This window comes from Actinomadura sp. NPDC048021, assembly GCF_040653135.1.
Classification (GTDB): Bacteria; Actinomycetota; Actinomycetes; order Streptosporangiales; family Streptosporangiaceae; genus Spirillospora; species Spirillospora verrucosospora.
This window is the reverse complement of sequence record NZ_JBEZJQ010000021.1, coordinates 1-25,610: the sequence shown is the minus strand read 5'-3', so window position 1 is coordinate 25,610 and position 25,610 is coordinate 1. Positions and strand designations below refer to the sequence as shown.

Here is a 25,610-nt window from a genome sequence, read left to right as displayed (position 1 = left end):
GGGGTGGCCGCGCCACCCCCGGGGCGCGCGGGGGGTCCTGCCCACCCACCCCCCCCCCCCCCCCGCCACCGTCGCCGCTCACGACCGCTCGTGCGCGGTCGGGTCCTCGCCGCGGTCGAGCGACTTCCACAGTGCGGACGGATCGTCCTCCGCCGCCTTGCGCGGCGCGCTGCGCTCGTAGCGGGCCGACATGCCGGGCCACCGCGCCCCCCGCACGGCGGTGAGGATCCCACCCACCGCAAGGACGACCCCACCGGTGACCGAAACCAGCCACCAAAGATTCACATCCAGCACCGGATGCGCCCCGAGCCTCAGCAGAGCGCTCTTGTCCCCCGCGGCCGCCAGCACGCTGGACCGCTGCACACTCACGGTGGACGCGTACGCGATCCCCACACCGAACAAGGCGATGAGGACCCCGACACCCGCGCGAACCCGCCCCCGGGTCGCCAGAAGCGCGGCGAGCCCGGCGAGCCCGGCCCACCCGAGCGCCCCGGCCGCGCCCCCGAGGTCGCCACCGGTCAGATGCTGGGTGAACGGCGTGATGGCGTCCTGCGCCCGAACGGTGGCCCAGGTGCGCCCGGCGGCGAGCAGCGCGAGCCCGGCCCCCGCAGCGCACACCACCGCCGTCAACCCACGTTCACGCCCAGGCGTCATGAGCCGCGCCGCTCAGCGACCACCAAAGTGATCAATGCGACCAAACCAGACGTTCCCACGGACATGCCCCCGAGTTTATGGCAGCCCCCCGAACCCCCGCCCCCACCCCACCCACACCGACCGCGAGCCCAAGGTCCGCAAGCCCCAAAGGCCGACCCGCAACACACCAGCGCACCAAGCGCACAACGAGGCAGGCGGAGGCAGGGCACGGAGCATCCAGAGCCGGATCTGAGCCACCAAAAGCCCGTGACCGAAGCAAGCCGCCAGGCAAGCCAGCCAGCACCACCCACCGAACGTGAAGCCTACGGCGGCAGCCCAGGGCCGCCAGGCCCAAAGGGCGCCCCAGCCGCGAGCCGAGGGAGCGGCGGGCCCCGAGAGGCGGTTCGAGCCCGCAAGAACCGCTCGCGAAGCAAGCCACAAGACGAGCCGAGCCAGCCAGCACCCATCGGATGTGAGCCCCAGGGCCGCAAGGCCCGAAGGGCGCCCCCGCCGCGAGCCGAAGGTGGAGGCGAGCCGAAGGTGGAGGCGAGCCGCTAGGCGAGCCGAGCAAGACAGCACCACTCACCGGACGTGAGCCCCAGGGCCGCCAGGCCCGAAGGGCGACCCGCAGCACAACGGGCGCGCCGACCTCAGCCACCACCGCAACCACGTAACAACCTCAATGGCTGCGATCGCGTCCGAAGGCAGGTTCGAGCGAAGCGAGAACCTGATCGCGCAGCGAGCCGCAAGGCGAGACGGAGCGATGCCAGCGATCGCCCGCGTTTATCGACGATGGAGGGCCGCCAGGCCCGAAGAAGGAGAAAAACGCAATTAAACAGAGCCCGCCTCCCCCTGGCGGTGGGGGGCGGGCTCTGCCACGTACGGCTGGCGGGCGTTACAGGGGGACGACCTGGTCGGCCTGCGGGCCACGGTTGCCCTGCGTCACCTCGAACTGGACGCGCTGGTTCTCGTCCAGGCTGCGGTAGCCGGAACTCTGGATGGCCGAGTAGTGCACGAAGACGTCCGGCCCGCCGCCGTCCACGGCGATGAAGCCGAAGCCCTTCTCGGCGTTGAACCACTTCACGGTGCCCTGCTGGGGCATGTCTTTCTCCTTGCGGCAAAACCTGGGCCCACACCTCGCGGGCCCCCGCGGTCGCTGCGGAACGCTCTCGCCTCCCGGTACGGTCCCGGAAAAGCCAAAACGCCCGCTGCCATCAGTTCGCGGGCGTCTAGAACGATCGAGAACCACGACTGCAACCGACCGCCCCACCGTATCACCGGTTCCGCGTAAAGCGGAGGAGCCGCAAGACTTGCGTTTCTCCTCTCGGCGAACCGTGCCGTTACCTGCCCGTTAAAGACTCCAACCGGTCTCCGTCAGGGTCTTGACAGCGTCCGTGGCGCCGGTGAGGCGCACGTTCGCGACGTCCCGGCGGCCCAGTGCCCACAGGAGGAGTTCGCCTACCGGGCCGTGCACGCGCACGGCTCCGCGAGCGCCGCCGGACACGCGCGCGGCGCGGCCGTCGGGGCGGACGAAGGTTACCTCGACCTGAACTTTTCTTAGGACAAAGCGGGCAATTTTTATCCTTCGCCAGAGTAGTTCCTCTAGTTCCGGCGAGAGGGCACGGGGCTCCCAGTCGGGACGCGCACGCCGGATGTCCTCATGGTGAACAAAGAACTCGACGGCGTTCGCGTTTCTGTCGACTCCGGGAAGGGTGTAGGGGGAGAACTTCGGCGGGCCCTGCGCGAACCGTTCCACCAGCCGTTCGAACGGAACGGCGCGGGCGGTACGCCGCCGTACACGCTCGGTGTAGAAGGCAAGCGGGGGCAGCAGGATCCCGGGGGCCGCGTCGGGGCGCCCTTCCCGGACGACCAGATGGGCGGCCAGGTCGCGGGCGTCCCAGCCCGCGCACCTGGTGGCCGCCTCCGGGCCCGCCTCCTCCAGCGCCGCGGCCAGCAGCAGCCGTTCGCGGCGGACCGGACCCGGGTCCGCCGGGCCGGGGCCGTCCTGCTTCGGGGCGGACGGCACGGGGCCGTCGTCGGGCGTGCTCATCGACCGATGGTAGGCCGCGGCGGGGTGGCCGGGAATAAGCGCCCCGGCCGGATGGTAGGGAATATCCAGCCCCACAAACCCCCCGCCGCAGTCGCAACGGGACATTTCCTGGGGTCCGCCGTGATCGAGGAGTCGCCGTGCCACCTGCGTCCAGACGCGTCAGCCCGCCTGTCCTGAGAGAGGGCATGGGCGTCCTGTGGGTGGCGGTGAAGGCGGAGCCGCGGGTGTTCGCCCTCTCGGTGCTGGCGAGCGCCCTGTACGCGGCGATGACCGTGGGGACCGCTCAGGTGCTCGGCTGGGCGACCGGCCATGTCGTGCTGCCGGCGTTCGAGGCCGGGCACACGACCGCGGGGGCACTGGCGGGGGCCGCGGCCCTGATCCTGGCGGTGGCGCTGCTGAAGGCGCTCGGCGTCGCGGGGCGCCGGTTCTACGCGGGCCTCATGCAGTACCGGCTCCAGGCGTCCTACCGCCGCGCGGTGACCCGGCAGTACCTGCGGCTCCCGCTGGCGTGGCACCACCGGCACCCGACCGGGCAGCTGCTGTCGAACGCCAACGCCGACGTCGAGGCGGTGTGGGCGCCGATCGCGCCGCTGCCGATGGCGGTCGGCGTCGTGTTCATGCTGCTGATCGCCGCGGTGTCGATCCTGGTCACCGACGTGGTCGTGGCCGGGGTCGGGTTCCTGGTGTTCCCCGCCGTGGCCCTCATCAACGTGGTGTACCAGCGGCGGCTGTCCCCGGTGGCGACCCGCGCGCAGCAGCTGCGCGCGGAGGTCAGCGAGGTCGCGCACGAGAGCTTCGAGGGCGGCCTGGTGGTCAAGACCCTCGGCCGGGAGGCGGCGGAGACCGAGCGGTTCGCCGAGCGGGCGCGGGAGCTGCGGGACGCCAACATCGCCGTCGGCCGCATCCGCGGGCTGTTCGACCCGGTGCTGGAGGCGCTGCCGAACCTCGGGGTGCTGGCCGTCCTGCTGATCGGGTCGGTGCGGCTGGACTCGGGCGCGATGTCGCCGGGCGACCTGGTGAACGTGGCCTACCTGTTCACGCTGCTGTCGTGGCCGATCCGGGCGCTGGGCTGGGTGCTGGGCGAGGTCCCGCGCAGCGTCGTCGGGTGGAAGCGGGTCCGCGGCGTCCTGGACGCGACGGGTTCGCTGCCGTTCGGGGACGGCTCGCTGGACGGTTCAGGCGCGGCGACCGAGCTCCAGGTCCGGGAGGTCAGGTTCGCCTACGAGGCGGCCGGTGAGGGCGCGCGGCGCCGCGTCCTGCACGACGTGTCGTTCGCGGCGGCGCCGGGCAGGACGATCGCGGTCGTCGGGCCGACGGGATCGGGCAAGTCCACGCTCACGTCGCTGCTCGTCCGGCTGGTCGACCCGGAGGACGGGTCGGTCCTGCTGGACGGCGTCGACCTGCGCGACGTGGAGCGCGGAGGGGTCGCGGCGACGGCGGCCCTGGTCCCCCAGCAGACGTTCCTGTTCGACGACACCGTCCGCGGCAACGTGACGCTCGGCCTGGACGTCCCGGACGAGCGGGTCTGGGAGGCGCTGCGGCTCGCCCAGGCCGAGGGGTTCGTCGCGGCGCTCGCCGACGGGCTCGACACGAGGGTGGGCGAGCGCGGGGCGACGCTGTCGGGCGGCCAGCGCCAGCGGCTCGCGCTCGCGCGGGCGCTGGTGCGGCGGCCCCGGCTGCTGGTCCTCGACGACGCGACGTCCAGCGTGGACCCGCAGGTCGAGGCGCGCATCCTGCAGAGCCTGCGGGAGTCGCAGGCGGAGGAGTCCGGCGGCGCGACCGTCGTGGTCGTCGCCTACCGCAAGGCCACGATCGCGCTCGCGGACGAGGTCGTCTACATGGAGCACGGCCGCGTCATCGCGCGCGGCACCCACGCCGAGCTGCTGGACGGCTCGGAGGGCTATCGCAACCTCGTCAACGCCTACGAGCGGGCCGAGGCGGAGCAGGAAGCGGTCGAGGGCGGCGAGGAGGCCATGGCATGACGACGGTGACCGACACGGCGGCCTCGAAGCCGAAGAGCGCGGCGGGTCTGAGCGACACCGCGGCGGAGGGCGCGATCAGCACGCTGCGGCGCGGGCTGCGGCTGAGCCCGGAGTTCCGGGCCGGGCTGGCCGGGACGCTGGCGCTCGCGCTGGTGTCGACGGCCGGGCGGGTGGTGGTGCCCGTCGCCGTCCAGCAGACGATCGACAAGGGACTCGGCCGCCCGGACGGCCCCGACCTGGCCTTCATCCGGACGGCGGTGCTGCTGTGCGCGGCGGCCGTCCTGGTGACGGCCGTGTGCGCGTACCTGATGAACGTGCGGCTCTACAGGACGTCCGAGGGCGGCCTGGCGACGCTGCGGGTCCGGGCGTTCCGGCACGTCCACGACCTGTCGATGCTGACCCAGAGCGGCGAGCGGCGGGGCTCGCTGGTCTCGCGGGTGACGGGCGACGTCGACCAGATCAGCCAGTTCATGCAGTCCGGCGGGCTGATGTTCATCGTCTCGATCGGGCAGTTGGTCGTGGCGAGCGTGCTGATGGTCGTCTACTCGTGGCCGCTGGCGCTGCTGGTGTGGGCGGCTTTCGTGCCGCTGGCGTTCGCGCTGCGCCGCTTCCAGCGGATCCTGTCGAGGGCGTACATGCGGGTCCGGGAGCGGATGGGCGACCTGCTGGCGGCGGTCAGCGAGTCGGTGGTGGGCGCCCCGGTGATCCGCGCCTACGCCTCGGAGGAGCGGACCGGACGGCGGGTGGACGAGACCGTGGAGTCCTACCGTTCGGCGCAGACGCGGGCGCAGGCGATGGTCGCGCTGACGTTCCCGGTCAGCGAGCTGGTGGCGGCGCTCGCCACCGCCGCCGTCGTCATCGCCGGGACGCTGCTCGGCGTCGCCGGGGAGCTGTCGGCCGGGCGGCTCGTGGCGTTCCTGTTCCTGGTGACGCTGTTCGTCAGCCCGATGCAGACGGCCACCGAGGTCCTGAACGAGGCGCAGAACGCGATCGCGGGCTGGCGGCGGGTGCTCGGCGTGCTGGACACCGTCCCGGACGTCGCCGACCCGGGCGAGGCCGGCGAGTCGCTGCCGCGCGGTCCCATCGAGGTGCGGTTCGAGTCGGTGGGGTTCGCCTACCCGGGCGGCCCGCCCGTCCTGCACGAGGTGAGCACCGCCATCGCGCCGCGCAGCCGCGTCGCGGTCGTCGGGCAGACCGGGTCGGGCAAGACGACGTTCGCCAAGCTCCTCACGCGGCTCATGGACCCGGTGTCGGGCCGTGTCCTCGTGGACGGGGTGCCGCTGGACCGCGTCCGGTTCTCGTCGCTGCGGGAGCGGATCGTCATGGTGCCGCAGGACGGGTTCCTGTTCGACGCCACGCTCGCCGACAACATCCGGTACGGGCGTCCGGACGCCTCCGACGAGGACCTCGTCCTCGCGCTGACCGAGCTGGGCCTCGCCGACTGGCTGGACGGCCTCCCCGAGGGCCTCGCCACGCCCGTGGGCCAGCGGGGGGAGTCGCTGTCGGCGGGCGAGCGCCAGCTCGTCGCGCTGGCCCGCGCCTACATCGCCGATCCGGACCTGCTCGTCCTGGACGAGGCGACCTCGGCCGTGGACCCGGCCACCGAGGTGCGGATCCAGCGGGCGCTGGACGGCGTGACGCGGGGCCGCACGGCGATCGCGATCGCGCACCGGCTCTCCACGGCCGAGGCGGCGGACGAGGTGATCGTCTTCGAGGCGGGGCGGATCGTGCAGCGCGGCCCGCACGCCGAGCTCGTCGCCGAGCCGGGGGTGTACGCCGATCTGCACGCCTCCTGGGTCGCCCAGCGGAGCCTGTGACGGGTTCCACAGGGCCGCTCCCTGGGTAAACGCACGCTAAAGCACTTGCCCGATATCTGGTCCAGTGCGCATTCTGCTGGGGTGAGCAACGACGTCATGTTGGAATCGGCGAGCACGCTGCACGGTCAGCTGCAGCGTGGACTCGGGAGGGCCGCGCGGCGCGCGGCCGACAAGCCCGGCGCGGGCGAGTACGTGTACGCCTGCGTCCGGAGCGATCCGCGCTGGGATCGGCAGTGCGAGTCCCGGCGGCTGTACTACGCCCGGTTGATGGTGGATCTGGAGCTGCCGGTGGGGCCGGTGGCGGAGCATCTCTTCGCCCCGTCCGACCACACCGACCCCGACGAGTGGCGGGTGGACCTGGCGCTGGGCGTGCTGGCCGACCTGGTGCGGCTGAGCCGGCGGGAGGCCGCCGGGCCGCTGCGCCGGTACGCCGAGGAGGGCGCGCAGTGGTTCGACGCGGTGGCCGAGCTCATCGATCTTGAGGATCCCTCGCTGGCGGTGGGGCTGGACTCCCTGGTCGCCGCGCGGTGCGACGACGCCGACCTGGCGCTGCTGGTCCCGGGCCGCCACAACCCGGTGATCGAGGCGTGGGCGGCGAGGCAGCCGCGGGTGGCCGACGCGCTGGCGCGGCAGCGGGAGGCGGGACGGGCGGCGCGCCGCGCGATGGTCCCCGCCCCCGGGAAGGACGCGCAGAGCGAGGCCGAGCTGCTGGACCTGGCTCGGCGGCGCGGCGAGGGCTCCATAGCGGCGATATTCGAGCTGGGCCGCCGCCGGACGCTCGCCCTGCTGGACCTCGCGGAGGAACTGCTGCCCCAGCGGCCGAGCAGGTTCGGCGGCGCGGTGTGCCGGGCGTTGCGGGAGTACGGGCCGGAGACCCTTCCGCGGGCGCGGATGTGGGCGGCGCAGCGCGGCGGCTGCGCGGACATGGGGCTGCGCATCCTCGCCCGCTACGGCACCCGCCAGGACATCCCCCTGCTGATGGACGAGCTGAACGCCGCGGTCGCCCGGCGCGACTGGGCCGACGCCGCGAGCCCGATCGAAGGACTGGGACGGCTGCGCGCGGGCGAGGCCGTCCCGCTGTTGAAGACCGCTTGGACCGAATCCACCTATGCCTATCTGAGACCCCGCATCTTGACCGCGCTCACGAGAACCGCCCCGCACACCGCCGAGTCCTACGCCGTCGAAGGGCTGTGGGACTGCGAGGAGGGCGTCCGGGCCGAGTCCGCCCGGACCGCGCCGCTGACCGGCGAGACGTCGCTGCGGCTCCAGCGGCTCCACCACGACGGCGCCGAGGAACCCGGCGTCCGCGCCGCCGCCGGCGCCCGCATGATGCCCTGACACCCTGGTGCTGTGAGCCCGGATGAACCCCTCCGGGGCGGGGCGCGTATTCCTTCCTCGAATCGCGCGTCTCACCCCGGAGAGGAACAGCGATGGGTTCCCGACACCATCTCGGCTTGTTGAAGACGCTGCCGCTCTGCGCGGCCCTGCTGGCGATGCCGGTGGCGGCCGGCTGCTCCGCCGGGTCGGACGCCTCCGGCGGCAAGGCCGCCGAGCCGGCGAGCCTGGCCGAGCTGGCGCAGCGGACGGACTGCTCCCTGACCGGGAAGCGCAAGGTCAAGGATCTGGAGCAGGGGAACTGCAAGACCGCGCGAGGACGCTACGTGCTGCTCAGCTTCACCTCCGACAACGGCATGAACGCCTGGCTGGAGGAGGCCAAGCCCTGGGGCGGGACGTACCTGGTCGGGGCGCGCTGGGTGGCGGTCAGCCAGCAGCGGACCCTGGAGTCGCTGCGCGGGGACCTCGGCGGCAGGATCGTCCAGGGCGACGGGCACGGTCCCGAGCACGGCTCAGGGCACGGCTGAGCGCGGGTCAGGCGCGGCCGGCCGCGCTCCCCTCGCTGGTGCCCTCCTCGCCCCGCACGAGCAGGACGCTCCACCGCTCCAGGGCGGGGCCCAGGCGGGCCAGGACGCGCCGTCCCGCCAGTCCGCGCCGGACGATGCCCGGGTGCCACAGCGGATGCCGCGGGCCGTCGACGACGACGCGGAGGGCCGCGACCGGCAGCGGCCCGGCGCGCTCGGCGACGAGCGCCGACTCCATGTCCGCCAGCCGCGCGCCCTGCGCCGCCAGCAGGGCGCGCTCGGTGCCCCGGACGACGCGGTCGGTCGTGACCAGCGGGCCGACCTGCGCGCTCAGCCCGTCCCGGATGAGCTCCTCGGCGAGCAGGCGCGGCGCGGCGCACGGCACCGCCTTCCCGCCCGCGCCGGCGCCGCGGATCTCGTCGGCGACGAGGACGTCGCCCGGCCGCAGCCGCTCGTCGAGCGCCCCGCCGAACCCGGCGACGACGACGGCGGCGCAGGCGGCCGGGAGCCGGTCGGCCCGCCGCGCCCGGTAGCCGACGACCACGACCGGGGTCCGGGTGAGCCCGCGCCGGACCGCGCGCGCCTCCATGCCGAGCGCGGCGCACACCACGGGGCCGAGCATCGGCGCGTCCACGGCGTCGTCCCAGCCCTCTCCTCCGGCGGCGCCCGCCCCTTCGGTGAAGTTCACCCGTCCAGCGAAACACGAGGTCATCCCGAGATCCAGCGCGCTCACCGCGCAGTGCGAGATCCGCTCACCGCGCAGGGCGACATCCGCTCACCGCCGGGTGCCGGATCCGCGCCGCGGAGATCCGCCTCACGGAGGGCGCGCACCGCCGCCCCGCCCGCCTAGACTCCCCGGCATGACCTCGACCTCCTTTCCCCTTCGGCGGAAGCTGGCCGTTCTCCCGTTCGTCCTGCTGCCCCTCGGCGCCGCGGCCGCGTGCGGCGGCGAGAACAGCAAGACCTCCTGCGGCGTCAACTCCTGCACGGTGACCTTCGACCGCGGCGTCGAGGCGAGCGCGTCCATCCTCGGCGTGAAGGCCGAGCTGGTGAGGGTGCAGGGCGAGATGGTCACCCTGAAGATCGGCGGGCAGACGGTGACGGTGCCGGTCGGCGACGGGCAGCAGGCCGAGGGCTTCGACGTCTCGGTGCAGTCCGTCACCCAGGACCAGGTGGTGGTGAAGATCTCCAACAACGGCTGATCCGGCCTAGGATTCGCTCATGCGTTCGATCAGCACGGCGGAGCGGCGGGCCCGGCTCGCGCTCCGCCACCGGCTCACCGTCCCGGCCAGGACCGACGACGTCCTCGACATCGTCCGGTCCATGGTGGTGCTGCACGCCACCGACCCGGCCACCGTCCACCTGTCGGTGGCGGCCCGCAGCGTCCACGCCGTCCCGGCGGCGGTGGAGAAGGCCCTGTACGACGACCGCACGCTGCTGCGGATGCTCGCGATGCGACGGACGATGTTCGTCGCGCCGACCGACCTGGTCCCGGTGCTGCAGGCGTCCACGGCGAACGGGCTGGCGGCCAGGCAGCGCGCGAGGTACACGAAGATGATCGAGCGCGGCAGCGACGTCGCCGACGCGCCGGCCCTGTTCGCCCGGGCCGAGGAGGCCGCCCACGAGGCTCTGCTGGCCCGCGGCCAGGCGACGGGCACCCAGATCAGCGCCGACGTGCCCCTTCTGCGGACCCAGGTGGAGATGGCGCCCGGCAAGTCCTACTCGCGGCTCACGGGCATCACCACCTGGGTCCTGGTCACGCTCGGCTGCGAGGGCCGCATCGTGCGCGGGCGGCCGAACGGGTCGTGGACGAGCAGCCAGTACGTGTGGTCGCCCGTGGAGACGTGGCTGCCCGGCGGCATCGAGCCGCTCCCGGCCGCCGAGGCCCGCGCCGACCTCGTCCGCCGCTGGCTGCGCACGTTCGGGCCCGCGCCGGTGTCCGACCTGAAGTGGTGGACGGGCTGGAGCGCCGGCGACGTCAAGAAGGCCCTCGCGCTCCTGGACGTCACCGAGGTCGACCTCGACGGGGCGGCCGGTCTCGTCCTGTCCGACGACCTGGAGCCCGTGCCCGCGCCGGAGCCGTCGGCGGCGCTGCTGCCCGCGCTCGACCCGACCCCGATGGGCTGGCAGGAGCGCGGCTGGTTCCTCGGCCCCCACGGCCCGCTGCTGTTCGACCGCAGCGGCAACGTCGGGCCGTCGGTCTGGTGGGACGGCCGCATCGTCGGCGGGTGGGCGCAGCGCAGGGACGGTGAGATCGTCTTCCGCCTCCTCGAGGACGTCGGCGCCGACGCGGAGGCCGCCGTCGAGCGGGAGGCGGCGCGGATGGCGGAGTGGTACGGCGACGTCCGCGCGATCCCCCGCTTCCGCACCCCGCTGGAGCGCGAGCTGACGGCCTGAGCCTGGCCGTGCCTCCTGCGGCCTCCTGCGGCCTCCGGGCGGGGGTCGAACCCTCAGTAGGGGCCCGCGGTGGTCGCGGCGCGGTGATCGGCCCCGCTGCGCCGGAGGAAGGTCACGACGAACGCGAGGGCGGCGAGACCGCCGAGGCCGAGCGCGGCCAGCAGGCTGAGGCCGAGGTAGCCGTTGGCGGTGTCGTCCGGCGTCACGAGGATCGGCCCGTCGGCGCCGCGGCACGTCAGCCGGGCGTCGCCCGTCACCGGCGCTCTGAACGTGGCGGTGTAGCGGTAGGACGCGTGGTCGGAGGCGCTCCAGGAGTTCTTGCGCGTGAGCTGGACGGGCCCGGACCGCTCCCCCGCCTCGACCCGGCACGCGTACGGGGAGGGGCCGCCCTCACGGACGTAGACGAAGTAGCCGTAGCCCTCCCTGAGCCGGACGGTCACCCCGGACGCCGGGTCGCCCGCGGCCGTCGGGCCTTCGGCGACCTCCGAGTCGTCCCACAGGAACGCCAGCACCGTGGCGAACCCGATCACGGCGGCCAGGACGAGGACGATCGGCAGCGCGTACCACCCGGCGCTCGGGCCGACGCGCCGCCGCTGCGGCGTCCAGCCCTCCCCGGGCGGGCCCGGTGCCGGCCGGCCCGGTCCCATGGGCGGCGGTCCCATCGGTGGGTTGGACCCGGGCCACATGTCTTCTCCCCTGCGGAACGCCTGTGCCGGACGACCACGATCCCAGAGAACCGTCCACCCCGCCAGACGGCCTCCTGTAAGGGGCCGCTGACGGAAGGGTTGGGGATTGTCTGTAACGTCCCCCTGGACAGAGGAGGTGCATGTGGCGGCACTGCCCGGCCTGACCCCCGGCACGCTCCCGCCCGAGGCCGCCGCGCTGCGGGCCCGGGTGCGCGAGTTCCTGGCCGAGACCCCCTTCACCGCCCGCTGCGACAGCTGGCTCACCGGCGCCGACCCCGCCTTCAGCCGGCTGCTGGGCGAGCGCGGCTGGCTGGGCATGACGCTCCCCGAGCGCTACGGCGGGCACGGGCGCTCACCGCTGGAGCGGTTCGTGGTGGTCGAGGAGCTGCTGGCCGCCGGGGCCCCGGTGGGCGCGCACTGGATCGCCGACCGGCAGACCGGCCCGTCCATCCTGGCCCACGGCACCGAGGAGCAGAAGCGGCGGTTCCTGCCGCCGATCGCGCGCGGCGAGTGCTTCTTCGCGATCGGGATGAGCGAGCCCGACTCGGGCTCCGACCTGGCGTCGGTCCGGACCCGCGCCGAGCGCGACGGCGGCGGGTGGCGGCTGCACGGCACCAAGGTGTGGACGAGCGGCGCCCACCTCGCGCACGCGATCCTCATCCTGGCCCGGAGCGCGCCCCGCTCGCAGGACCGGCACGCGGGCCTCAGCCAGTTCATCGTGCCCCTGCCGGACGACCGCGTGACGATCAGGCCGATCCGGGGGCTGTCCGGCGAGCACCACTTCAACGAGGTCGTCCTCGACGGCGTGTTCGTGCCGGACGCGCTGGTCCTCGGCCGCGCCGGGGACGGGTGGCGGCAGGTCACCGCCGAGCTGGCCCACGAGCGCAGCGGCCCCGAGCGGCTGCTCAGCACGTTCATGCTCATCCGGCTCCTGCACGGCCGCGCCGCCGGTCCGGCCGAGCGGCGGACGCTCGGCGCGCTCACCGCGCGCCTGTGGGCGCTGCGGCAGGCGTCGCTGGGGGTGGCGGGGGCCCTCGCCCGGGGCGAGACGCCCGAGCTGCCCGCGGCCCTCGTCAAGGACCTCGGGACGCGGTTCGAGCGCGAGGTCGTCGAGGCGGCGCGCGAGCACGCGGGCGTGGAGCCCGATCCCGGCTCCCCCGACCCGCTGGCCCGCGCGCTGGCGGAGTCGGTCGTCCAGGCGCCCGGGTTCACGCTGCGGGGCGGCACCAACGAGATCCTGCGGGGCATCGTGGCCCGCGGCCTGGGAGTGCGCTGATGGGGCTTCTGGACGAGACCGCGCACGAGATCCTGGCAGGCGGCGACCCGTGGCGGGCGCTTGAGGAGTCCGGCCTGACGCTGGCCGGGGTGCCGGAGGAGGCGGGCGGCAGCGGCGGCGACCTCGCCGACGCCGCGGCCGTCCTGCGTGCGGCCGGATATCACGCCGCGGCCGTGCCCCTGGCCGAGACGCTGCTGGCCGGGCGGCTGCTCGCCGACGCCGGCCTGCGGGCGGCCCCTGGCGCCCTCACCGCAGTGTCCGGCGAGGTCGAGGTGGTCGAGGGCCGTGACGGTCCCGTCCTGAGCGGGACGTTCCACCGGGTCCCCTGGGCACGGTCGGCGCGGCTCCTCGTCGTCCTCGGCGGTGGTCTCGTCGCCGTCGTCGACCCGGCGCGGGCACGGATCACCGAGGGCGCGAACGTGGCGGGCGAGCCGCGCGACGACGTCGTCCTGGCCGGCGTCCCGGCGGAGGAGGCGGCGCCGTGCGCGGTGGACGCGGCCGAGCTGCGGCGGCGGGGAGCGCTGGCGCGGGCCGTCCAGCTGACGGGGGCGATGGCGCGGGCGCTGGACCTGTCCGTCCGGTACGCGGGCGAGCGGGAGCAGTTCGGGAGGCCGATCGGGCGGTTCCAGGCCGTCCAGCAGATGCTGGCGGAACTGGCCGGGGAGGCGACGGTCGCGGACGTCGCGGTGCGCGCCGCCGTCCGCGCGCCCGGCGACCCGGTCGCGGTGGCGGCCGCCAAGGCGAACGCGTCGCGGGCCGCGGGCGCGGTCGCCGCCCTCGCCCACCAGGTGCACGGCGCGCTCGGCGCCACCGAGGAGCACCCCCTGCGCCGGGTCACCCTGCGGCTGTGGTCGTGGCGGGACGAGTACGGCGGCGAGGCCGCCTGGGCCGACGAACTCGGAGCCGCGCTCGCCGCCGCGCCCGACCCCTGGGCGCTCGTCACCGGCACCTGATCGCCCGGTCGGCGGAACGGGTCGGTAATCTCGCTAGGAGTAGCGGACCGCGTTCGGAGACAGCATGGCGCCCTGGGACCGACTGCCCGTCCCGCCGATCAGGCTGCCCCGGCCGAAGGGCCTGCCGTGGCCGGCGGGGCTGTCCTGGCCGGCGGGCCTGCCGTGGCCGTGGGGCCTCGCCCCCTACACCGTCGAGCGCGACCTGCCGGTGACCATGCCGGACGGCGTCGTCCTCCTCGCCGACCGGTACGTCCCGGCCGGGGTCGAGCGGCCCCCCACCATCCTCGTCCGCACCCCCTACGGGCGCCGCGGCCCCGCCGCCCTCGCCAACGGCCTGCTCTTCGTCCCGTTCGGCTTCCAGCTCGTCGTGCAGAGCGCCCGCGGGACGTCCGGGTCCGGCGGCGAGTTCGACCCCCTCGGCAGCGAGCGCACCGACGGGCTCGCCACCGTCGAGTGGCTGAAGCGGCAGCCCTGGTTCCACGGCTCGTTCGCCGCCTTCGGGCCGAGCTACCTCGGCTACGCGGCCTGGGCGATCGCCGCCGAGGCCGGGCCCGAGCTGAAGGCGATGTCCCTGCAGATCACCGCGTCCACCTTCCGGGACGCCGCCTACGTGGGCGGGTCGTTCGCCCTGGAGTCCACGCTCACCTGGACCGACCTCACGCACCGCCAGCAGCGGCGCCTCGGCATGCTGACCGCGCCGCTGACGTCGCGGCGCCGCGCCCTGCGCGCCGCCCGCTCCGGCCGCCCGCTCGCCGAGATGGACGTGGTGGCCGGCGGCGAGCCCATGCGCTTCTACCAGGACCTGCTCGCGGGCCACGGGGCCGCCAGCGGCTACTGGGACACCCGCGACTTCAGCGCCACGGTCGGCGAGGTCTCCGCGCCCGCCACCCTCCTCGGCGGCTGGTACGACGTGTTCCTGCCCTGGATGATCAAGGATTACCTGGCGCTGCGCGCCGCCGGGCACGTCCCGTACCTGACGATCGGCCCCTGGTGGCACACCGACGCCCGGCACGGCCTGCCGGCGATCCGCGAGTCGCTCGCCTGGTTCCGCGCCCACCTGCAGGGCGACCCGTCCGGGCTGCGGCGCGACCCCGTCCGCGTCTACGTCACCGGCGCCCGCGAGTGGCGGCACTACCGCGACTGGCCCCCGCCCGGCACGCGGCGGACGCGCTGGCACCTGCACGCCGGCGGCGGCCTCGGCGAGGACGGTCCGCGCGACGCCCCGCCCAGCCCCTACCGCTTCGACCCGGCCCGCCCGACGCCCGCGCTCGGCGGCCCCACCCTGCTGGGCAGCTCCCGCCCCGTCGACAACCGCCCTCTGGAGCGGCGGCCGGACGTGCTGGTCTTCACCTCCGCGCCCCTCGACGCCGACCTGGACGTCATCGGCCCGGTCGGCGCCGACCTGTTCGTCCGCTCCGACCGCGAGCACACCGACTTCGTCGTCCGGCTCTGCGACGTCTCCCCGGACGGGACGTCCCGCAACGTCTGCGAGGGCGGCCTGCGCCTGCCCTCCGCCGCGGCCGCGCCCGTCGGGACCGGCGGGGTGCTCCGCCTCGCCGTCGACCTGTGGCCCACCGGCCACCGGTTCCAGCGCGGCCACAGCGTCCGGGTCCACGTCACCAGCGGCGCCCACCCCAAGGTCGCCGTCAACCCCGGCACCGGCGAGCCCCTCGCCACCACCGCGACGAGGATGGTCACCGCCCGGCAGGAGGTCCTGCACGACCCCGACCACCCGTCCGCGATCATCCTCCCCGTCGCCGAACGCTCCCCCGAGGCCGCGGCACCGGCCCCCGAGGAGGACCCCACGTGACCGCGTCCAGGAGACGGCTCAGCGCACCCGGGAAATGATCGCCTTCGCCAGTTTCTTCGCGCTTCCGGGGGCGTGGTGGAGGTAGAGGGCGGGTTCGGCCAGTTCGAGCTCGATCAGCATCGGGGCGCCGTCCGGGCCGGGGATCATGTCGACGCGGGCGTAGAGGAGATCGTCGCCGTGCGGGACGGCGGCCAGGGCGCGGGCGGCCAGCTCCAGCTCGGCCTCGGTCGCCGTGGACGCGGTGACCTGCCCGCGCGCCGGGTCGTCCCGGACCGAGCCCTGGACGCCCGCCCCTGCGGCGAGGATCTGCGCCTTGCGCCCGGCGTGGCTGTACTCGCCGTCGAGGAAGACCAGCGCCGTCTCGCCGGCCGTGTCGACCGCGGACAGGTACGGCTGGACCATCGCCGTCCGGCCCGCCTCGCGCAGCGAGCGCAGGTGGGCGCGGGCCGCGTCCTCCTCGCCGGGGCCCCAGCGTGCGGTGTCGCCCGCGCCGATCGAGACGGCGGGCTTGACGACGAACTCCGGCCACTCGGACGGGATGTCGTCCGGATCCCAGAGGGTCGGGACGACGGGGACGCCCGCCGCGGCGAGATCGCGCAGGTAGCGCTTGTCGGTGTTCCACCGCACGATCGCGGCGGGGTTGAGGACGCGGGGCAGGCTCTCCGCCCAGGCCACGAACTCGTCCCGCCGGGCGGTGTAGTCCCAGGTGGAGCGGATGACGACCAGGTCGTGGCGGGACCAGTCGACGTCGGCGTCCCAGGCGACGGGCTCGGCGCCGACGCCCTCGGCCGCCAGGGCGCCGATCAGGTCCTGGACGTCGTCGCTTCCGTCGGGCAGCAGGGAGCAGGTCGCGAGCGCGATGTTCACACGGGGGTTCATACGGGGGGGATGTCCTCTTCAGCGAACGGGACTGCCGGCGGCGCTCAGCGCGGCCTTGACGTCGGAGATCTTCAGCTCCCCGAAGTGGAAGACGCTGGCGGCGAGGACGGCGTCCGCGCCCGCCTCCACGGCCGGGGGGAAGTGCTCGACCGCGCCCGCGCCCCCGCTGGCGATCACCGGGACGGTGACGGCCTCCCGGACGAGGCGCAGCATCTCCAGGTCGAACCCGGCCTTGGTGCCGTCGGCGTCCATCGAGTTCAGCAGGATCTCCCCGACGCCGAGCTCCGCGCCGCGGCGGGCCCACCCGATCGCGTCGATGCCGGTGCCCCTGCGGCCGCCGTGCGTGGTGACCTCGAAACCGGACGGCGTCCCCTCGGCGCGCCGCGCGTCCACCGACAGCACGACGCACTGCGACCCGAACCGGTGCGCGGCCTCCCGCAGGAACTCCGGCCGCGCGATCGCCGCGGTGTTGATCGAGACCTTGTCGGCGCCCGCGCGCAGCAGCCGGTCGACGTCCTCGACCGTGCGGATGCCGCCGCCGACCGTCAGCGGGATGAACACCTGCTCGGCGGTGCGCCGCACCACGTCGTAGGTCGTGGAGCGGTCGGCGCTGGAGGCGGTGATGTCCAGGAACGTCAGCTCGTCGGCGCCCTCGGCGTCGTAGCGGCGGGCCAGCTCCACGGGGTCGCCCGCGTCCCGCAGGTTCTGGAAGTTGACGCCCTTGACCACGCGCCCGGCGTCGACGTCCAGGCACGGGATCACCCGCACGGCGACGGTCACTTCACGGCCTCCAGGGCCTCTTCCAGCGTGAACGCCCCCGCGTAGAGGGCCTTGCCGACGATCGCGCCCTCGACGCCGTCGGGGACGAGCCCCGCCAGCGCCCGCAGGTCGTCCAGCGACGAGACGCCGCCGGAGGCGACGACGGGCCTGTCCGTCCGGGAGCACACCTCGCGCAGCAGCTCGGTGTTGGGGCCGCGCAGCGTCCCGTCCTTGGTGACGTCGGTGACCACGTACCGGGGGCAGCCGTCGTCCTCCAGCCGCGCGAGGACCTCCCACAGGTCGCCGCCCTCCCGCGTCCAGCCGCGCGCGGCCAGGGTCGTGCCCCGCACGTCCAGCCCCACCGCGATCCGGTCGCCGTGCGAGGCGATGATCTTGCGGCACCAGGCGGGGTCCTCCAGCGCGGCGGTGCCGATGTTGACCCGGGCGCACCCGGTGGCCAGGGCCGCCTCCAGCGACGCGTCGTCGCGGATGCCGCCCGACAGCTCGACCTTCACGTCCAGCTTCCCGGTCACCTCGGCCAGCAGCTCCCGGTTGGAGCCGCGCCCGAACGCCGCGTCGAGGTCCACCAGGTGGATCCACTCCGCCCCCGCCCCCTGCCAGGCGAGCGCCGCCTCCAGGGGCGCGCCGTAGGAGGTCTCGGTGCCGGCCTCGCCCTGCACCAGCCGGACGGCCCGGCCGTCGGCGACGTCGACGGCGGGAAGGAGCGTCAGAGTCATGCGGAAACCCTATCGATGCAGATGGAACGAGTGCCTAGGCCAGGGTGGCGAGCCAGTTGCGCAGGAGCTGGGCGCCGGCGTCGCCGGACTTCTCCGGGTGGAACTGGGTGGCGCACAGGGGGCCGTTCTCCACCGCGGCGACGAAGCGGTCGCCGTGCTCGGACCAGGTGACCAGCGGCGCCGGGATGGTGCCGGTCGGGTCGGACTCCAGGTCCCAGCTGCGCGCGGCGTAGGAGTGGACGAAGTAGAAGCGCTCGCCGCGCAGGCCCTCGAAGAGCGCGGAGCCCTCGGGGGCCTCCACGGTGTTCCAGCCCATGTGGGGGACGACCGGGGCGTTCAGGCGGTCGACCGTGCCCGGCCACTCGTCGCAGCCCTGGGTGGTGACGCCGTGCTCGATGCCCTTGGAGAACAGGATCTGCATGCCGACGCAGATGCCGAGGACGGGGCGGCCGCCCGCCAGCCGGCGGCCGATGATCTGGTCGCCCTGCACCGAGCGCAGGCCCGCCATGCAGGCGGCGAACGCGCCGACGCCGGGGACGACCAGGCCGTCGGCGGCGAGCGCGGCGTCCCGGTCGGCGGTCACGGTCACCTCCGCGCCGGCGCGCGCCACGGCGCGCTCGGCCGAGCGCAGGTTCCCCGAGCCGTAGTCGAGGATGACGATCTTCTTCACGACCACATCACTCCCCCGGCGACCGCCATCCCGGCGAGCACCAGCAGGAGCACCGCGGCGATCTTGAGGCCCTGCTTGACGAAGCTGTACACGCCCGCCAGCAGGAACACCGCGACCGCGAAGATCGCCACCGTGCCGTAGGTGAGGTGCAGGCCACCGATCTCCACGGCTACAGGGCCCCCTTGGTGGAGGGGATGCCGTGCACCTTCGGGTCGAACGCCACGGCGTCGCGCAGCGCCCGGGCGAGGGCCTTGAACTGCGCCTCGACGATGTGGTGGGCGTTGCGTCCATAGGGGACGTGGACGTGCAGCGCGACCCGCGCGTTCGACACGAACGACTCGAAGATGTGCCGGGTCATCGTGGTGTCGTACTCGGGGCCGATCATCGGCGCCATGCCGTCCGGCTCCACGTGCACCAGGTAGGGGCGCCCGGAGACGTCCACGGTGACCTGGGCGAGCGCCTCGTCGAGCGGGATGGAGGCGTCGGCGAAGCGGCGGATGCCGGCCTTGTCGCCGAGGGCCTCGCGGAACGCCGCGCCGAGCGCGATCGCGGTGTCCTCGATGGTGTGGTGGCTGTCGATGTGCAGGTCGCCGGTGGTCTTGACGGTCAGGTCGAACGACCCGTGCTTGCCGAGCTGCGCCAGCATGTGGTCGAAGAAGCCCACGCCGGTCGCGACGTCGACCTGCCCGGTGCCGTCGAGGTCGATCTCGACGAGGACCTGGGTCTCCCCGGTCCCGCGCTCGACTCGTCCCTTGCGCGTCACAGACTCTCCTCGTTGTTCTCGGTGCCGGCTCCCCGCGCCCGGCGGAGCGCGGTGCGGAAGGCGGCCATCTCCTCCGGGGCGCCGACGCTGACCCGCAGCCACTCGGGCGGGCCCACCTCCCGGATCAGCACGCCGCTCTCCAGCAGGTCCTCCCAGACGCGGCGGCGGTCGGGGAACGTCCCGAACAGGACGAAGTTGGCGTCGGAGTCGGCGACCCGGAGCCCTTCGCCGCGCAGCCACGCCACGAGGTCGTCGCGCTCGCGGCGCAGGGCGTCGACGCCGCCGAGCAGCTCCTCGCCGTGGGCGAGGGCGGTGCGCGCCACGGCCTGGGTGACGGCCGACAGGTGGTAGGGCAGCCGGACGAGCAGCAGCGCGTCGATCACGGCCTGGCCGGCGGCCAGGTAGCCGAGCCGGGCCCCGGCCATCGCGAACGCCTTGGACATCGTCCGGGTGACGATCAGCCGCGGGTGGCCGTCCAGCAGCGTCAGCGCGGACGGGGTGCCCGCGCGGCGGAACTCGGCGTAGGCCTCGTCGACGACGACCATCCCGGGCGCGGCCGCCAGGACGGCCTCGATCGCGTCGAGGGGCAGCGCCGTGCCGGTCGGGTTGTTGGGCGAGGTCAGGAACACGACGTCGGGCCGGTGCTCCTCGACGGCCGCGACGGCGCGCTCGGGTTCGAGGCCGAAGTCCTCGTCGCGGAAGGCGTTCACCCAGCGGGTCCCGGACACCCCCGTGATGATCGGGTGCATCGAGTAGGACGGCTCGAAGCCGAGCGCGGTGCGGCCCGTCCCGCCGAACGCCTGCAGGATCTGCTGGATGATCTCGTTGGAGCCGTTCGCGGCCCACACCCGGGCCGCGGTGAGGCCCGCGCCGGGCGTGTCGGTGTTCAGGAACGCGGCGAGGTCCTCGCGGAGCGCGACCGCGTCCCGGTCGGGGTAGCGGTTCAACGACCCGGCGACGTCCATGACGGCCTCGCCGAGGGCCTTCACGAGCCGCTCGGACGGCGGGTAGGGGTTCTCGTTGGTGTTCAGCGCGTACGGGACGTCCATCTGGGGCGCGCCGTAGGGCTCGCGGCCGCGCAGGTCGTCCCGCAGCGGCAGGTCGTTGAGCGAGGTCACGAAGGGGTCTCCCAGTCGAAGCGGGCCTGGAGCGCGGCGCCGTGGGCGGGCAGGTCCTCCGCCTCGGCGAGCGCGACGACGCGCGCGGTGGCGTCGGCGAGGGCGTCGCGGTCGTACTCGACGACGTGCACGCCGCGCAGGAACGACTGGACCGACAGCCCGGAGGAGTGGCAGGCGCACCCGCCGGTGGGCAGGACGTGGTTCGAGCCCGCCAGGTAGTCGCCGAGCGACACCGGCGCGTACCGGCCCACGAAGACGGCGCCGGCGTTGCGGACGCGCGCGGCGACCGCGGCGGCGTCGGCGGTCTGGATCTCCAGGTGCTCGGCGGCGTAGGCGTCCACGACCTTCAGGCCGTCCTCGACGCCGTCGACCAGGACGATGCCGGACTGCCGCCCGGCCAGCGCCTCGGTGATCCGCTCGACGTGGCGGGTGCGGGCGACCTGCGCCTTCAGCTCGGCCTCGACCTCGTCGGCGAGCCGCACCGAGTCGGTGACCAGGACGGCGGCGGCGAGCGTGTCGTGCTCGGCCTGGCTGATCAGGTCGGCGGCGACCTCCACCGGGTCGGCGGTGTCGTCGGCGAGGATCGCGATCTCCGTCGGGCCGGCCTCGGCGTCGATGCCGATCACGCCCTTGAGCAGCCGCTTGGCCGCGGCGACGTAGACGTTGCCGGGCCCGGTGACCAGGTCGGCGCGGGGGCACTCCTCGGTGCCGTAGGCGAACATCGCGATCGCCTGGGCGCCGCCCGCGGCGTACACCTCGTCGACCCCGAGCAGCGCGCACGCGGCCAGGATCGAGGGGTGCGGCAGCCCGCCGAAGTCCTTCTGCGCGGGCGAGGTGACGGCGAGGGAGCCGACGCCCGCCTCCTGCGCGGGGACGACGTTCATGACCACGCTGGACGGGTAGACGGCGCGGCCGCCCGGCACGTACAGGCCCACGCGCCCGACCGGGACCCACCGCTCGGTGACGGTGCCGCCGGGCACGACCTGCGTGGTCACGTCGGTGCGGCGCTGTGCGCGGTGCACGGCCCGGGCGCGGCGGATGCTCTCCTCCAGCGCGTCCCGGACGGCCGGGTCGAGGCCGGTGAGCGCCCGGTGCACGGCCTCGACCGGGACCCGGACGCGCTCCAGCTCGACCCCGTCGAACCGGCTGGTGTGCTCCCGTACCGCCGCCGAGCCCCGATGGCGCACGTCCTCGCAGATGGGCCGCACCTTGTCCAGGGCGGCCTCGACGTCGAGTTCGGCGCGGGGCAGCACGGTGCGCAGGTCGCCCGGAAGCGAGCCGCGCAGGTCGATACGGGAAATCACCCGTCCAGTCTACGGAGTGCCCTCCGTCCCTCGCGCACCGTCTCACGTCCCGAGACGTCGTGTCGCCGCGGCCCGGCGGGTCAGACCCGGAGGGCGCCGTCCAGGACGGTGACGGCCCGGCCGGCCAGGGTCACCCGGTCGCCGTGCAGGGCCACGCGGACGTGCCCGCCGCGCGGCGACGCCTGGTAGCCGGTCAGGGCGTCGCGGCCGAGGCGCTCGGCCCAGTAGGGCGCGAGGGCGCAGTGGGCGGAGCCGGTCACCGGGTCCTCGGCGTCGCCGGGCAGGACCCGCGGAGCGAAGAAGCGGGACACGAAGTCGTGCTCCCGGCCGGGGCCGGCGGCCGCCGTGACGATCACACCGCGGGCGTCGATCCCGGCGAGCGCCCGGACGTCCGGGGCGAGGCCCCGCACGCAGTCCTCGTCCGGGACCTCGGCGAGCAGGTCGTTCTGGGCGTTGCGGCCGGTGTGCAGCACCTTGGCGCCGAGCGCCTCCGCGAGCCCTTCGGGCGCCTCGACGGGGTCGGCGCGCATCACCGGGAAGTCCATCGCCAGCGCGCCGTCCTCCTCTGGGGTGACGGTGAGGACGCCGCTTTTCAGCGTACGGAACCTGATCGGTTCGCCCGCCGCGGCCGTGCCCGTCTCGTAGAGGGCGTGGGCGGAACCGAGGGTGGCGTGCCCGCAGAGGGCGACCTCCGTCTTCGGGGTGAACCACCTCAGCTCGAAGTCGGCGTCCCCGTCCTGAACCGGCCGGACGAACGCCGTCTCGGAATGCCTCATCTCCGCGGCGACGCGCTGCATCCACCCGGCGTCGGCGGCGCCCGTGAGCAGGCACACTCCGGCGGGGTTGCCGGCGAACGCGCGGCCGGTGAAGGCGTCGACGACGAGCATCCTCATGGCGCCGACGCTACACCCGCTTCACGCCGTGAAAAATCTCCCCTTACCAAGATCATCATTTGCGACGTACCCTGGCGGCACGGGCGTTTCCGGTTGCGCCCAGGAACGCGGGAGAGAAGATGTGACCGAACGGCTCGCCCTGTTCCCCCTGGGCACCGTGCTGTTCCCCGGCCTGGTGCTCCCCCTGCACCTGTTCGAGGACCGCTACCGCCGGCTGGTCGGCGACCTCCTCGAACAGCCCGAGCCGCGCGCGTTCGGCGTCGTCGGCATCGAGCTCGGCCACGAGGTCGGCGAGGGCGCGGCGCACCGCCTCGCCGAGGTCGGCTGCGTCGCCGAGCTGCGCGAGGTGACGCCGCACCCCGACGGGCGGTACGACATCGTCGCCGTCGGCGCCCGGCGGTTCCGGCTGAAGGAGCTGGATCGGTCCAGGCCCTACCTGCGGGGCGAGGTCGAGTTCCTGCCCGAGGAGCCCGGCGCCGATCCGGGTCCCGCCGCGGCGCGCGTCCGGCGGCTGTTCCGGCTCTACCGTCGGCGCCTCGGCGCGGCCGGCGCCGGACCGCCAGAGGAGATCGAGCAGGCGGACGACCCCGTCGCGCTGTCGTACGCGGTCGCGGCGGCGCTCGTCCTGGACGGGCACGAGAAGCAGCGGCTGCTGGAGCACGAGGACGCGACGCTGCGCCTGGCGGCGGAGGCCGAGCTGCTGGCCAGGGAGAACCGCATCCTGGACGTGCTCCCGATGATCCCCGCCGGGCAGTTCCTTGACGGGTCGTTCACGCCGAACTGAGCGGGCGCGGCAGACTTCTCCCATGAGCACTGCCAAGGCCAAGGGCGGCAAGGGCACCCCCGCGACGATCGCCGCGGCGAAGGCCGGCGTCGACTTCACGCTGCACGCCTACGAGGCGGACCCGAACGCCGAGTCCTACGGGGAGGCCGCCGCGGACGCCCTCGGCGTCCCGCACGACCGGCTCTTCAAGACGCTGCTGGCCGAGGTCGACGGGAACCTCACCGTCGGCGTCGTCCCGGTGTCGTCCACCCTCGACCTGAAGGCGCTCGCGGCGGCGGCCGGCGGCAAGAAGGCGCGGATGGCCGACCCCCGCGACGCCGAGCGCGCCACCGGGTACGTCGTCGGCGGGATCAGCCCGCTCGGGCAGCGCAGGCGGCTGCCGACCGTGATCGACGCGTCGGTGTCAGGGCTCGCGACCGTCTACGTCTCGGCCGGCCGGCGCGGACTCCAGATCGAGCTCGTCCCCGCCGACCTCGTCCGCCTCACCGGCGCCCTCGTCGACGCCATCGCCCGCGGGTAGCCGCCGCACGACCAGCTCCAGCAGCCCGTAGGCGGCGACCGCCGGCAGCGCCCAGAACACCAGCACGCCCTTGGCGCGCAGGTCGGCGACGCCGGTGACGGTGGTGCCGTCGCGGCCGTGCCGGACCACGTCCTCGAAGTGCCCGAGCCCGACCAGGTGGCCGGTCTGCCAGGCGAGGACGGCCGCCGCGGCGCCGCCCACGGCCAGCCCGAGCAGCAGCGCGGAGTCGTTGCCGCGCCCGCCCGCCAGGTAGGCGCCGGCGCCGCACACGGCTCCGGCGACGAGCGCGATCAGAGCGAAGCGGACGTCGATACCGATCGGGCCCTGGCCTTCCGGGTCGGCCAGAAGGGCCTCACCCTGCACGACCACGTACGTCACCTTCGGGACCACCGCCGCCCACAGCAGGCCGGCGAGCGGCCCCAGCAGCGTGACGACGGCGCTGGTGACCGCCCAGATCGCCAAGAGCCTCCCGGTGGGTCGCCGCACCTCGTACGCTCCTAGTTGCAAGTCGTCCGACAGCGAAAGCCTAGCCTGCCCAGGTCAACCGATCGACTCTCGAAGGGTGTCCGATTCTCGCCCACGACGGCCCCGATTACTGGGATAATGTGCCCGACATGTCCGGATTCAGCCCCGCGTTCGAACGCCTCGGCGCCGCGCTGGCGGCCGTCGTCCTGCAGCAGCAGGAGACGCTCGCCGAGTTCCTGCCGCGCGAGGACTGGAGCGCCGACCTGACCGCCCGCACCTACACCAGCGGCGGCGTCACGGTCCGCGTCTCGCTGCTCGGCAGCTACGCCGCCCGCGAGCGCACCTGGCTGTGGGGCTGGGCCAACCCCCAGTTCGGCGACGCGCACCCCGCCGTCGCCCCCACGCTGGTCATCCGGACCCTCGGCGAACGGCTCGGCATCACCGAGTTCACCACCCCCGAGGTCGACCTGTCCTGGTACGAGGGCCCCGCCGGCCACGGCGGCGAACTGATCGCGATGGCCGCCGGCGGCGTCCTCGGCGGCGCCGGATACATCGGCGCCGGCTACGACGGCGGCTCCGCCTACCTGCACGTCGACGACCCCCAGGCACCGCCCGCCCAGTGGGACCCCGTCCCCCTCCCCCGCCTGCTGGCCAACGCAGCCAGCCTCTTCCCCCACGAGCCGCGCCTCACCCTCGCCGGGTTCCTGTCGCACCACCGCGTCCCCTACCGGCAGAGCGACGTCCTCACCGAAGTCGCCCTCCCCGGCGGCGGCACCGCCCGCGCCCACTTCGACGGCCTCGGCCGCTTCGTCGACTGGAGAGCTGAGCTTATTGCGGTTTCTTAGGGTTTCGGGCCTTGGGGGCCCGAAACCCTAAGAAACCGCGGTGCGATCGCTGCATCGCTTCGACTCGCCTGGCGGCTCGCTGCGCGATCAGTTTCTTGCTTCGCTCGAAACTGCCTTCGGACGCGATCGCGATTCCTCAGGTCCCCGGTGGCTGAGGTGCCGGTTGCGGTTGTCGGGGGTGGTGGTTGCGGTTGCTGCGGGTGGTGGTTGCGGTCTGCGTCTCCTCGCCAGCCCCAACCAGAGCGGCCAGGGTGACCCGTCAGGTGGCGCTGGGTGCGCCGTCATCCGCTGTCGGCTAGGTCGGGCTCGGGCTCGGCGTCGAGTACCGCATCGGCAACTACGTGTACGGCCGCTACCTGGCCAGTGTCACGCCGGCGCTGTTCGCGGTGGGCGTCGCGGTCCTGATGCGC

The 25,610-nt window shown here is 74.3% G+C and carries 27 protein-coding genes; 12 read left to right on the top strand and 15 right to left on the bottom strand.

The features are described from left to right. Window positions 1-78: 78 nt before the first annotated feature. From AB0C87_RS29730 to AB0C87_RS29720, 3 genes are all read right to left on the bottom strand, one after another. Window positions 79-618, bottom strand: coding sequence for a Trp biosynthesis-associated membrane protein (locus AB0C87_RS29730; RefSeq protein ID WP_360580551.1), 540 nt, complete (start codon window positions 616-618; stop codon window positions 79-81). Between the two features lie 910 nt (window positions 619-1,528). Beyond that, a complete protein-coding gene (locus AB0C87_RS29725) occupies window positions 1,529-1,735 on the bottom strand; it encodes a cold-shock protein (protein ID WP_030144886.1) in 207 nt (68 codons plus the stop codon). Between the two features lie 249 nt (window positions 1,736-1,984). Further along, entirely contained in the window at window positions 1,985-2,683 is a 699-nt protein-coding gene (locus AB0C87_RS29720; protein WP_360580549.1) for a TIGR03085 family metal-binding protein, read from the bottom strand. Window positions 2,684-2,868: 185 nt separating this feature from the next. Here AB0C87_RS29720 and AB0C87_RS29715 point away from each other — a divergent pair, with 185 nt between their 5' ends. The 4 genes from AB0C87_RS29715 (at window position 2,869) to AB0C87_RS29700 (ending at window position 8,344) form a co-directional block, all read left to right on the top strand. Further along, entirely contained in the window at window positions 2,869-4,665 is a 1,797-nt protein-coding gene (locus tag AB0C87_RS29715) for an ABC transporter ATP-binding protein (RefSeq protein WP_345175619.1), read from the top strand. Beyond that, window positions 4,662-6,482 (top strand): ABC transporter ATP-binding protein, encoded by a 1,821-nt coding sequence (locus tag AB0C87_RS29710; protein WP_345175422.1) that lies wholly within the window; start codon window positions 4,662-4,664, stop codon window positions 6,480-6,482. Before AB0C87_RS29715 ends, AB0C87_RS29710 begins: the two co-directional genes overlap by 4 nt. Before the next feature lie 81 nt (window positions 6,483-6,563). Continuing rightward, window positions 6,564-7,820, top strand: a complete 1,257-nt coding sequence (locus AB0C87_RS29705) for a hypothetical protein (RefSeq protein WP_360580547.1) — start codon at window positions 6,564-6,566, stop codon at window positions 7,818-7,820. A 92-nt stretch (window positions 7,821-7,912) separates the two neighbouring features. Beyond that, a complete protein-coding gene (locus AB0C87_RS29700; RefSeq protein ID WP_360580545.1) occupies window positions 7,913-8,344 on the top strand; it encodes a hypothetical protein in 432 nt (143 codons plus the stop codon). A 7-nt stretch (window positions 8,345-8,351) separates the two neighbouring features. Here the strand turns inward: AB0C87_RS29700 and AB0C87_RS29695 are convergent, their stop codons facing one another. Beyond that, window positions 8,352-9,029: a hypothetical protein gene (locus AB0C87_RS29695; protein ID WP_360580543.1), complete on the bottom strand. Its 678-nt coding sequence runs from the start codon at window positions 9,027-9,029 to the stop codon at window positions 8,352-8,354. 172 nt (window positions 9,030-9,201) lie between these two features. On the opposite strand from AB0C87_RS29695, the gene AB0C87_RS29690 reads away from it, so the two are divergent. Beyond that, the gene (locus AB0C87_RS29690) at window positions 9,202-9,543 is read left to right on the top strand and encodes a hypothetical protein (protein WP_345175430.1); all 342 of its coding nucleotides are present in this window, start codon (window positions 9,202-9,204) and stop codon (window positions 9,541-9,543) included. Window positions 9,544-9,562: 19 nt separating this feature from the next. After that, window positions 9,563-10,738, top strand: a complete 1,176-nt coding sequence (locus tag AB0C87_RS29685; RefSeq protein WP_345175432.1) for a winged helix DNA-binding domain-containing protein — start codon at window positions 9,563-9,565, stop codon at window positions 10,736-10,738. Between the two features lie 53 nt (window positions 10,739-10,791). Here AB0C87_RS29685 and AB0C87_RS29680 read toward each other — a convergent pair whose 3' ends face one another. Beyond that, the gene (locus AB0C87_RS29680; RefSeq protein ID WP_360580541.1) at window positions 10,792-11,385 is read right to left on the bottom strand and encodes a hypothetical protein; all 594 of its coding nucleotides are present in this window, start codon (window positions 11,383-11,385) and stop codon (window positions 10,792-10,794) included. Between the two features lie 181 nt (window positions 11,386-11,566). Between AB0C87_RS29680 and AB0C87_RS29675 the strand changes: the two genes are divergently transcribed. From AB0C87_RS29675 to AB0C87_RS29665, 3 genes are all read left to right on the top strand, one after another. After that, window positions 11,567-12,700 carry an acyl-CoA dehydrogenase family protein gene (locus AB0C87_RS29675; protein WP_360580539.1) on the top strand — a complete coding sequence of 378 codons (1,134 nt, stop codon included), beginning with the start codon at window positions 11,567-11,569 and terminating at the stop codon, window positions 12,698-12,700. After that, on the top strand, window positions 12,700-13,653 hold the full coding sequence (locus AB0C87_RS29670; RefSeq protein WP_360580537.1) for an acyl-CoA dehydrogenase family protein: 954 nt from the start codon (window positions 12,700-12,702) through the stop codon (window positions 13,651-13,653). The genes AB0C87_RS29675 and AB0C87_RS29670 overlap by 1 nt, the downstream gene beginning before the upstream one ends. 64 nt (window positions 13,654-13,717) lie before the next feature. Continuing rightward, window positions 13,718-15,463 (top strand): CocE/NonD family hydrolase, encoded by a 1,746-nt coding sequence (locus AB0C87_RS29665; protein ID WP_345175440.1) that lies wholly within the window; start codon window positions 13,718-13,720, stop codon window positions 15,461-15,463. A gap of 18 nt (window positions 15,464-15,481) precedes the next feature. Here the strand turns inward: AB0C87_RS29665 and AB0C87_RS29660 are convergent, their stop codons facing one another. The 9 genes from AB0C87_RS29660 to AB0C87_RS29620 form a co-directional block, all read right to left on the bottom strand. After that, window positions 15,482-16,342: a hypothetical protein gene (locus tag AB0C87_RS29660; RefSeq protein WP_345175442.1), complete on the bottom strand. Its 861-nt coding sequence runs from the start codon at window positions 16,340-16,342 to the stop codon at window positions 15,482-15,484. An 18-nt stretch (window positions 16,343-16,360) separates the two neighbouring features. Continuing rightward, window positions 16,361-17,122, bottom strand: a complete 762-nt coding sequence (hisF, locus tag AB0C87_RS29655) for an imidazole glycerol phosphate synthase subunit HisF (RefSeq protein ID WP_360580534.1) — start codon at window positions 17,120-17,122, stop codon at window positions 16,361-16,363. Continuing rightward, window positions 17,119-17,838, bottom strand: a complete 720-nt coding sequence (gene priA / locus AB0C87_RS29650) for a bifunctional 1-(5-phosphoribosyl)-5-((5-phosphoribosylamino)methylideneamino)imidazole-4-carboxamide isomerase/phosphoribosylanthranilate isomerase PriA (protein WP_345175446.1) — start codon at window positions 17,836-17,838, stop codon at window positions 17,119-17,121. The genes hisF and priA overlap by 4 nt, the downstream gene beginning before the upstream one ends. A 34-nt stretch (window positions 17,839-17,872) precedes the next feature. Next, window positions 17,873-18,514 (bottom strand): imidazole glycerol phosphate synthase subunit HisH, encoded by a 642-nt coding sequence (gene hisH, locus AB0C87_RS29645; protein ID WP_345175448.1) that lies wholly within the window; start codon window positions 18,512-18,514, stop codon window positions 17,873-17,875. Further along, the gene (locus tag AB0C87_RS29640; protein WP_345175450.1) at window positions 18,505-18,675 is read right to left on the bottom strand and encodes a hypothetical protein; all 171 of its coding nucleotides are present in this window, start codon (window positions 18,673-18,675) and stop codon (window positions 18,505-18,507) included. Before AB0C87_RS29640 ends, hisH begins: the two co-directional genes overlap by 10 nt. 2 nt (window positions 18,676-18,677) lie before the next feature. Next, window positions 18,678-19,271, bottom strand: coding sequence for an imidazoleglycerol-phosphate dehydratase HisB (gene hisB / locus AB0C87_RS29635; RefSeq protein WP_345175452.1), 594 nt, complete (start codon window positions 19,269-19,271; stop codon window positions 18,678-18,680). After that, window positions 19,268-20,389 (bottom strand): histidinol-phosphate transaminase, encoded by a 1,122-nt coding sequence (locus AB0C87_RS29630; RefSeq protein WP_353833445.1) that lies wholly within the window; start codon window positions 20,387-20,389, stop codon window positions 19,268-19,270. The genes hisB and AB0C87_RS29630 overlap by 4 nt, the downstream gene beginning before the upstream one ends. Next, on the bottom strand, window positions 20,386-21,693 hold the full coding sequence (hisD, locus tag AB0C87_RS29625; RefSeq protein WP_353833446.1) for a histidinol dehydrogenase: 1,308 nt from the start codon (window positions 21,691-21,693) through the stop codon (window positions 20,386-20,388). Before hisD ends, AB0C87_RS29630 begins: the two co-directional genes overlap by 4 nt. An 80-nt stretch (window positions 21,694-21,773) precedes the next feature. Then, on the bottom strand, window positions 21,774-22,586 hold the full coding sequence (locus AB0C87_RS29620) for a PhzF family phenazine biosynthesis protein (protein ID WP_345175456.1): 813 nt from the start codon (window positions 22,584-22,586) through the stop codon (window positions 21,774-21,776). Window positions 22,587-22,707: 121 nt separating this feature from the next. Between AB0C87_RS29620 and AB0C87_RS29615 the strand changes: the two genes are divergently transcribed. After that, window positions 22,708-23,370 carry an LON peptidase substrate-binding domain-containing protein gene (locus AB0C87_RS29615; RefSeq protein WP_345175458.1) on the top strand — a complete coding sequence of 221 codons (663 nt, stop codon included), beginning with the start codon at window positions 22,708-22,710 and terminating at the stop codon, window positions 23,368-23,370. A gap of 22 nt (window positions 23,371-23,392) precedes the next feature. Further along, entirely contained in the window at window positions 23,393-23,890 is a 498-nt protein-coding gene (gene ybaK, locus AB0C87_RS29610) for a Cys-tRNA(Pro) deacylase (protein ID WP_345175460.1), read from the top strand. Here ybaK and AB0C87_RS29605 read toward each other — a convergent pair. Next, complete coding sequence (locus tag AB0C87_RS29605; RefSeq protein WP_345175462.1) at window positions 23,774-24,376, bottom strand: hypothetical protein; 603 nt, start codon at window positions 24,374-24,376, stop codon at window positions 23,774-23,776. The two genes, ybaK and AB0C87_RS29605, sit on opposite strands and share 117 nt — an antisense overlap. A 128-nt stretch (window positions 24,377-24,504) precedes the next feature. Here AB0C87_RS29605 and AB0C87_RS29600 point away from each other — a divergent pair, with 128 nt between their 5' ends. Then, window positions 24,505-25,200: a DUF6882 domain-containing protein gene (locus AB0C87_RS29600; RefSeq protein WP_345175463.1), complete on the top strand. Its 696-nt coding sequence runs from the start codon at window positions 24,505-24,507 to the stop codon at window positions 25,198-25,200. Window positions 25,201-25,610: the final 410 nt, after the last annotated feature.